The following is a 5,767-nucleotide window of genomic DNA, read 5'->3' as shown; positions in this document are numbered from 1 at the left end:
TCATAGTCCATTGTCACGACATGGGCTGATCTCTCGAAAACAACCATCTCCTTGTCTGTGGAAGCGGTATGCTCCATGATAAACGGACCGCACTCGTGGGGGACGACATGGTCGTGCGTTGAACGCATGACGAGTAAGGGCTGGACAATGAGACTCAGGTCCCTGCGCGTGACTCCGAGCAGCTTCACCATCTCGTGAGCACCTGCGGTCGGCGTCCTGTCGTACGCGGGTTCAATGATACCGGGTTCCATGATGTCAGACGCGATCGCCGGCGTCGATGCTATCAGATGCTTGAGGATGGGCAGAAAAGGCGCACGCTTGTCGGTCATGAAGACAGGTGCATTGACGGGGATGACGCCGGCAATCTCTGGATGATGCTCTGCAAGATACAGGATAAGCGTTCCACCCATCGAGAGTCCAGTGACAAATACCTTATCACACTGGCTGGCCAGCAACTGATACGCCTGTTCCGCGTCACGAATCCAGTCTGTGTAGCGAGCCTGGTTGACGTCCTGCCATCTCGTCCCGTGGCCTGTCAGACGTGGAGCCTCAACGGAGAGCCCTTTCGCCGCGAGCTGCTCCGCATAGTAGCGAATACTCCCCACTGTCCCCGTGAATCCCTGCATGACGAGACAACCAACACCGCTCGTGCCTTTCGTGCTGAACGGTCTCCCTTCTTCGCGAATGTCCATTTCCTGCCTCCGTTTCGAACGTGTGGCATGCACACCAATTCCATTATCGGCAACCCAGACCTTGGCGCAATTGCGTGGATGTTACGGCATCCCGGCCCGGATGCCGCTGTCCGCCTTCACGTGTTCAGCGAACTGTCCTCTATTCCAAGTGAGGAGCATGCATCAAGATCGATGGCCGCCCGTATACCCAGCATGGCCCGTCGCGCCCCGGCGTACGCGATCATCGCGCCATTGTCGGTACAGTACTTCATCGGTGGGAAGTAAACCCGGACATCCCCGGACTTGGCAAAGCTGTCTCTCAACCGCTTGTTTGCAGCAACGCCACCCACGACGGTGAGCGTACGCGGGGAGAGATCCCGGGCCGCCCGCAGTGACTTGCCTGCAAGTTCACCGACGACGGCAGACTCAAAACTTGCCACAATGTCAGGGAGGTGAGCTTTGAGTTCCTCTGATGTCAGCGACTTCACATAGTTGATGCCGGCAGTCTTGAGGCCACTGAAACTGAACTCGTACCCTCCCCGGCTGAACGTCACTCTCGGAAAAGAGTGGTACGAGGGATCCCCGGTTGCGCCGATCTTCTGGACTACCGGTCCTCCCGGATAACCAAGTCCCAGATACTTTGCGAACTTGTCCAGCGTCTCGCCTGCCGCATCGTCGCGTGTTGCACCCAGAACTCGATAATGGAGCCACCGGTCAACATAAACCAGCTCCGTGTGCCCTCCGGATACAATCAGCGCCAGCAACGGAAAGTCGTCGCCCGTCAGTGGCTGCAGGTCGCTTTCTGGATCATGGAGAAATGACGCCATTACATGGCCCTCCAGATGATTCACGGGGATCAGAGGTTTTCCACTGGCATATGCAAGAGCTTTTGCCGTTTCTACGCCTACAAGAAGAGAACCGATCAGCCCAGGCCCGCAGGTGACGGCAATCCCGTCTACGTCCCTGATCCACATGCCTGCCTGAAGCAAAGCTTCATCTACTGAGGCGATAATTGTCGCGGTATGCCTGCGAGAAGCAATCTCCGGAACAATGCCGTCGTACTTCCGATGGAACGAATCCTGATTCGAGACGACCGACGACAGGACCAGCCCCGTATCGTCTACAACAGCTGCAGCCGTATCGTCGCAGGACGTCTCAATCCCCAGTATGCGCACTGCGTAGCTCCTTTGTCATGACCAGTCCGTCTTCCATGTTGTCAGGATAGTACATCGGCCGTAGATCCGTCACTCCAAAACCCAGTCCCTCATAGAGCTTCTGAGCTGCAACATTAGACCGTCGAACCTCAAGGAAAGCGCTCCCCATCTTGAGATCCTGGGCCAGGTCGAGGAGAAACAGAACGAGCTGCTTTGCCACACCAGATCCGCGAGAGGAAGGGTGCGTAGCGACATTGACGATGTGCAACTGTCCTTCCTTGAACCAGCCGCCGATGAATCCGACGATGCGTTTATCGACTGTAGCGACGAAATACTTTGCATCTGCATTGAAGGTAATGTCCACGAAAAAGGTCTCTTTGGGCCAAGGAGTCGCATAGGACGCTTCCTCGATCGCCCAGATAGCTTTGAGATCCCGGACACTCGCCGTCCGGACGATGATTGACGGCGCAGACGTCACAACGCCACCTTCGGGTGATCAAACAATTCCTCCGTGCTGCGGAGGTACAGCGGCTCAAGCGTGAACGGGTCTTCACTCCGGGCGCCCGCCGAAGCCGCAAGGATGCCGGCGCAGCTCGGATATACGTCGAACGACCACACTACGTTCTCTCGTTCGTGTGAGCGCTGGTTCTCTGGAACTGCCGCAGGCGAGAAGGCACAGGCGGCAAGCCCACCCACGTCACGGACAGTATCGAAGGCTCCCGGTCCCAAACACACTGCATCCGCTTGAGACACGATTGTTCCATTACGGACGGCAAACTCCTGCACATAAAACTCGTGACGACGAGCATCCAGAAGCGCCCACACAGGACCATCAGTCACTTGTGTTGTACTCGTCAGGAAGCCACTCCAGGCTACCGCTTCCAGCGTAGTGACGGAGAGGAGCGAGCAAGGAGCCGCGTAGGCAATTGCCTTGGCAATGCTTGCGCCGACCCGCGACCCTGTAAAAGTCCCAGGACCCTTGACCAGCACGATACCCGCCACTTCATCCAGTGTGCACCTCGCCTCCACAAGTATGTGGTCGACCGCAGCCACGACAGTATTGGACGCAGTCGCCAACTGCAGTGAAGCCTGCGCCAACACTTCGTCTCCCCGCGCAAGGCCAACGACCCCGGAAACGGTGGCAGTGTTAATGAGAAGAAACGCCTGTCTCGACACCGAAACACCTCGCAATGATGGAAGGCTGGTAGAAATCGCGCAGAACAATGCGTCTGACTTCTTCACCCAGGACTTCGAAGTGGACTTCAATACGCTCATACATCTCGAGGAGTCTTCCGGACCGCTCAGCCCACTCGATTACTGTCACACCGCGCTTCTCCAGTTCTTCCTCGAAACCCATTTCGACCAGTTGTCGAGGATCCTCGATGCGATAGAGGTCAAAATGCCTCACCGGTTCTTTGCCCAGATAGTTCCGCTCCAGGACAAAGGTGGGGCTGGCGACGCTTGCCCGATCGACACCGAGCGCTACCGAGAGAGCACGCGTGAGAACCGTCTTGCCGGCGCCCAGAGGACCGATCAGTCCAACAACCAGTGAGTCACGGTTCCCCTGTGAAAGCGTCTCAAGTAAACAGCTCCCAAGCAAGATGCCAATGCCCTCAGTAGACTGGTGGCAACGGCTCAGGAATGGTACCTCTATGCAAGTTTCGTAGGTCATGTTCGGGTAGTTATCTTAGCAGGAACCCGACCTTTGTACAACACTGATGTGGTATTCCGTTTGCTCCCCATCCGGGGCCTCGGAGGTACGGTACCAGACCCCTCCGATACTTGACAGCTCACCATGCCCTCCTATAATGGCTTAGCACTCATGCAAAGAGAGTGCTAATCCATCAAGATTTTCTAGTACAGGAGGTACGACAATATGACAAAGCTGGTACCAATCGGTGATCACGTCGTCATCAAAGTTGAGAAAGCCAAAGAAACCATGAAGAGTGGCATTGTCCTGCCTGACAGCGCCAAGGAAAAACCTCAGCAGGGTACCGTCATGGCAGTTGGTTCCGGCGTTATGCTGGACAACGGCACCAAGATTCCCCTTGAGGTCAAGGAAGGCGACAAAGTTGTCTATTCCAAGTATAGCGGCAACGAAATCAAACTCGACGACGAAGAGTACGTTGTGCTGTCTCAGCACGACATCCTCGCAATCGTCAAGTAAGGAGGAATGACCATGGATGCAAAACAGATCATCTTCAATGAGGAAGCATACGAAAGGATTCGCACCGGTGTCGATAAGCTCGCTAATACAGTCAGAGTCACGCTAGGGCCCAAGGGCCGTCACGTTGCACTCGAGAAGAAGTTCGGTTCGCCGGTTCTGTCCGATGACGGTGTCAGCATCGCCAAGGAAATCGAGCTCCAGGATCCGAACGAGAACATCGGTGCGCAGCTTCTCAGAGAGATTGCCCAGAAGACTGAGGACCAGGCCGGTGACGGTACAACCACAGCCACTGTCCTTGCCCAGATCATGATTCAGGAAGGTATCAAGAACGTCACTGCCGGCGCAGACTCCGTCGCACTCAAGGCTGGCATGGACAAAGCGACGACAGCTGTTGTCGAAGAGCTCAAGAAGCTGTCTCGCCAGGTCAAGACCCGTGAAGAGAAGGCACAGGTTGCCACTGTCTCATCCAAGTTACTCGCCGTCGGCGAAGCAATTGCGGACGCCATGGAGAAGGTCGGCAAGGACGGCGTCATCAGCGTGGAAGAATCTCAGGGTCTCGAGATGAAGGTTGAGACCGTCGAGGGGATGCAGTTTGACCGTGGTTATATCTCTGCATACCTCGTGACCGACCCCGACCGCATGGAAGTCGTGCTCAAGAACCCTCTCATCTTCATCACTGACAAGAAAATCACGTCCATCCAGGAGTTCCTGCCCGTCCTCGAGAAGCTGTCCGTGAAGGGACGTCCATTCCTCCTTGTCGCGGATGACATCACCGGTGAGGCGATGGCGACAATCGTGCTCAACAAGGTCCGTGGCACGTTCTCATGCGCGGCAGTCAAGGCGCCCGGCTTTGGAGATCGCCGGAAGGCCATGCTCGAAGACATTGCAATCCTCACGGGTGGCAAGGTTCTCAGCGAAGACCTTGGCCTCACCTTCGAGAAGGTCACCGAAGACATGTTTGGCTCTGCTGACGAAGTCAAGGTCGACAAGGACAACACCACCATTGTTGGTGGTAAGGGAACCAAGGAAGAGATCAAGTCCCGCATCGGCCAGATCCGCAAGCAGGTCGAGGAGACCAAGTCGGACTACGACAAGGAAAAGCTTCAGGAGCGCCTGGCAAAGCTTGCTGGTGGCGTTGCTATCATCAAGGTCGGCGCATCCACCGAGACAGCTATGAAGGAACTCAAGCACAGAGTCGAGGATGCTGTCAATGCTACCAAAGCAGCCGTGGCAGAAGGCATCATCATCGGCGGCGGTGCAGCTCTGGTGAAAGCAGGCAGGGGAATCGACGGACTCAAGCTCACCGGTGACGAGAAGACCGGCGCCGAGATCGTCCGCAAGTCACTTCGCGAGCCACTCAAAATCATCGCGGACAACTCTGGCTATGAGGGCGTCATCGCGGTTCAGAAGGTTCTCGAGGGCGACGACAATCTCGGGTTCAACTCCCTCAACAATAAGTTTGAGGACCTCTTCAAGAGTGGCATTGTTGACCCGCTGAAGGTCACACGTCTCGCGCTGCTGAATGCAGAAAGCATCGCGAGCCTGCTCCTCTCGACGGCGGCCATGATCACAACCATTCCGAAGGCGGAGAGTTCGGCACCTGCTGCTCCGGCCTACCCTGATTACTAAAACTCTGCTTCGCTCATCATCTGTCAACAGAACCCCGGCCTTACGGCCGGGGTTTTTGCTGGCTCAGGACGCAGGTTCCTCAACTCAAGTACTGGAAATCTCCTCAGGACAATGTGAAGATACCTTGAAAAATGCTACGACTGTGC

Annotated in this window: 7 protein-coding genes; 2 read left to right on the top strand and 5 right to left on the bottom strand. The window is 56.0% G+C overall.

Translation table 11 applies throughout. The features are described 5' to 3' along the window. From SMC5_RS00295 to tsaE, 5 genes are all read right to left on the bottom strand, one after another. On the bottom strand, nt 1-692 hold a 692-nt coding region (locus tag SMC5_RS00295; RefSeq protein WP_119119128.1), incomplete at its 3' end, for an alpha/beta hydrolase. Between the two features lie 116 nt (nt 693-808). Further along, nucleotides 809-1,846, bottom strand: a complete 1,038-nt coding sequence (gene tsaD, locus SMC5_RS00290; protein ID WP_119119127.1) for a tRNA (adenosine(37)-N6)-threonylcarbamoyltransferase complex transferase subunit TsaD — start codon at nt 1,844-1,846, stop codon at nt 809-811. Beyond that, complete coding sequence (gene rimI / locus SMC5_RS00285; RefSeq protein WP_119119126.1) at nt 1,827-2,303, bottom strand: ribosomal protein S18-alanine N-acetyltransferase; 477 nt, start codon at nt 2,301-2,303, stop codon at nt 1,827-1,829. The genes tsaD and rimI overlap by 20 nt, the downstream gene beginning before the upstream one ends. After that, nucleotides 2,300-3,001, bottom strand: a complete 702-nt coding sequence (tsaB, locus tag SMC5_RS00280; protein ID WP_165846119.1) for a tRNA (adenosine(37)-N6)-threonylcarbamoyltransferase complex dimerization subunit type 1 TsaB — start codon at nt 2,999-3,001, stop codon at nt 2,300-2,302. Before tsaB ends, rimI begins: the two co-directional genes overlap by 4 nt. Beyond that, nucleotides 2,973-3,497: a tRNA (adenosine(37)-N6)-threonylcarbamoyltransferase complex ATPase subunit type 1 TsaE gene (tsaE, locus tag SMC5_RS00275; protein WP_119119124.1), complete on the bottom strand. Its 525-nt coding sequence runs from the start codon at nt 3,495-3,497 to the stop codon at nt 2,973-2,975. The genes tsaB and tsaE overlap by 29 nt, the downstream gene beginning before the upstream one ends. 204 nt (nt 3,498-3,701) lie before the next feature. Between tsaE and groES the strand changes: the two genes are divergently transcribed. Beyond that, a complete protein-coding gene (gene groES / locus SMC5_RS00270) occupies nt 3,702-3,992 on the top strand; it encodes a co-chaperone GroES (protein WP_119119123.1) in 291 nt (96 codons plus the stop codon). 12 nt (nt 3,993-4,004) lie between these two features. Continuing rightward, a complete protein-coding gene (gene groL / locus SMC5_RS00265) occupies nt 4,005-5,621 on the top strand; it encodes a chaperonin GroEL (protein ID WP_119119122.1) in 1,617 nt (538 codons plus the stop codon). Nucleotides 5,622-5,767 lie beyond the last annotated feature (146 nt).

Source organism: Candidatus Cryosericum odellii, from assembly GCF_003570935.1.
GTDB classification, from domain to species: Bacteria; Caldisericota; Caldisericia; order Cryosericales; family Cryosericaceae; genus Cryosericum; species Cryosericum odellii.
This window is presented reverse-complemented; position numbering and strand designations above follow the sequence as displayed.

Bases quoted from the DNA above. Each gene is read 5' to 3' on its own strand.
- tsaE (WP_119119124.1), bottom strand. From the start codon at position 3,497: ATGACCTACGAAACTTGCATAGAGGTACCATTCCTGAGCCGTTGCCAC.
- groES (WP_119119123.1), top strand. From the start codon at position 3,702: ATGACAAAGCTGGTACCAATCGGTGATCACGTCGTCATCAAAGTTGAG.
- groL (WP_119119122.1), top strand. From the start codon at position 4,005: ATGGATGCAAAACAGATCATCTTCAATGAGGAAGCATACGAAAGGATT.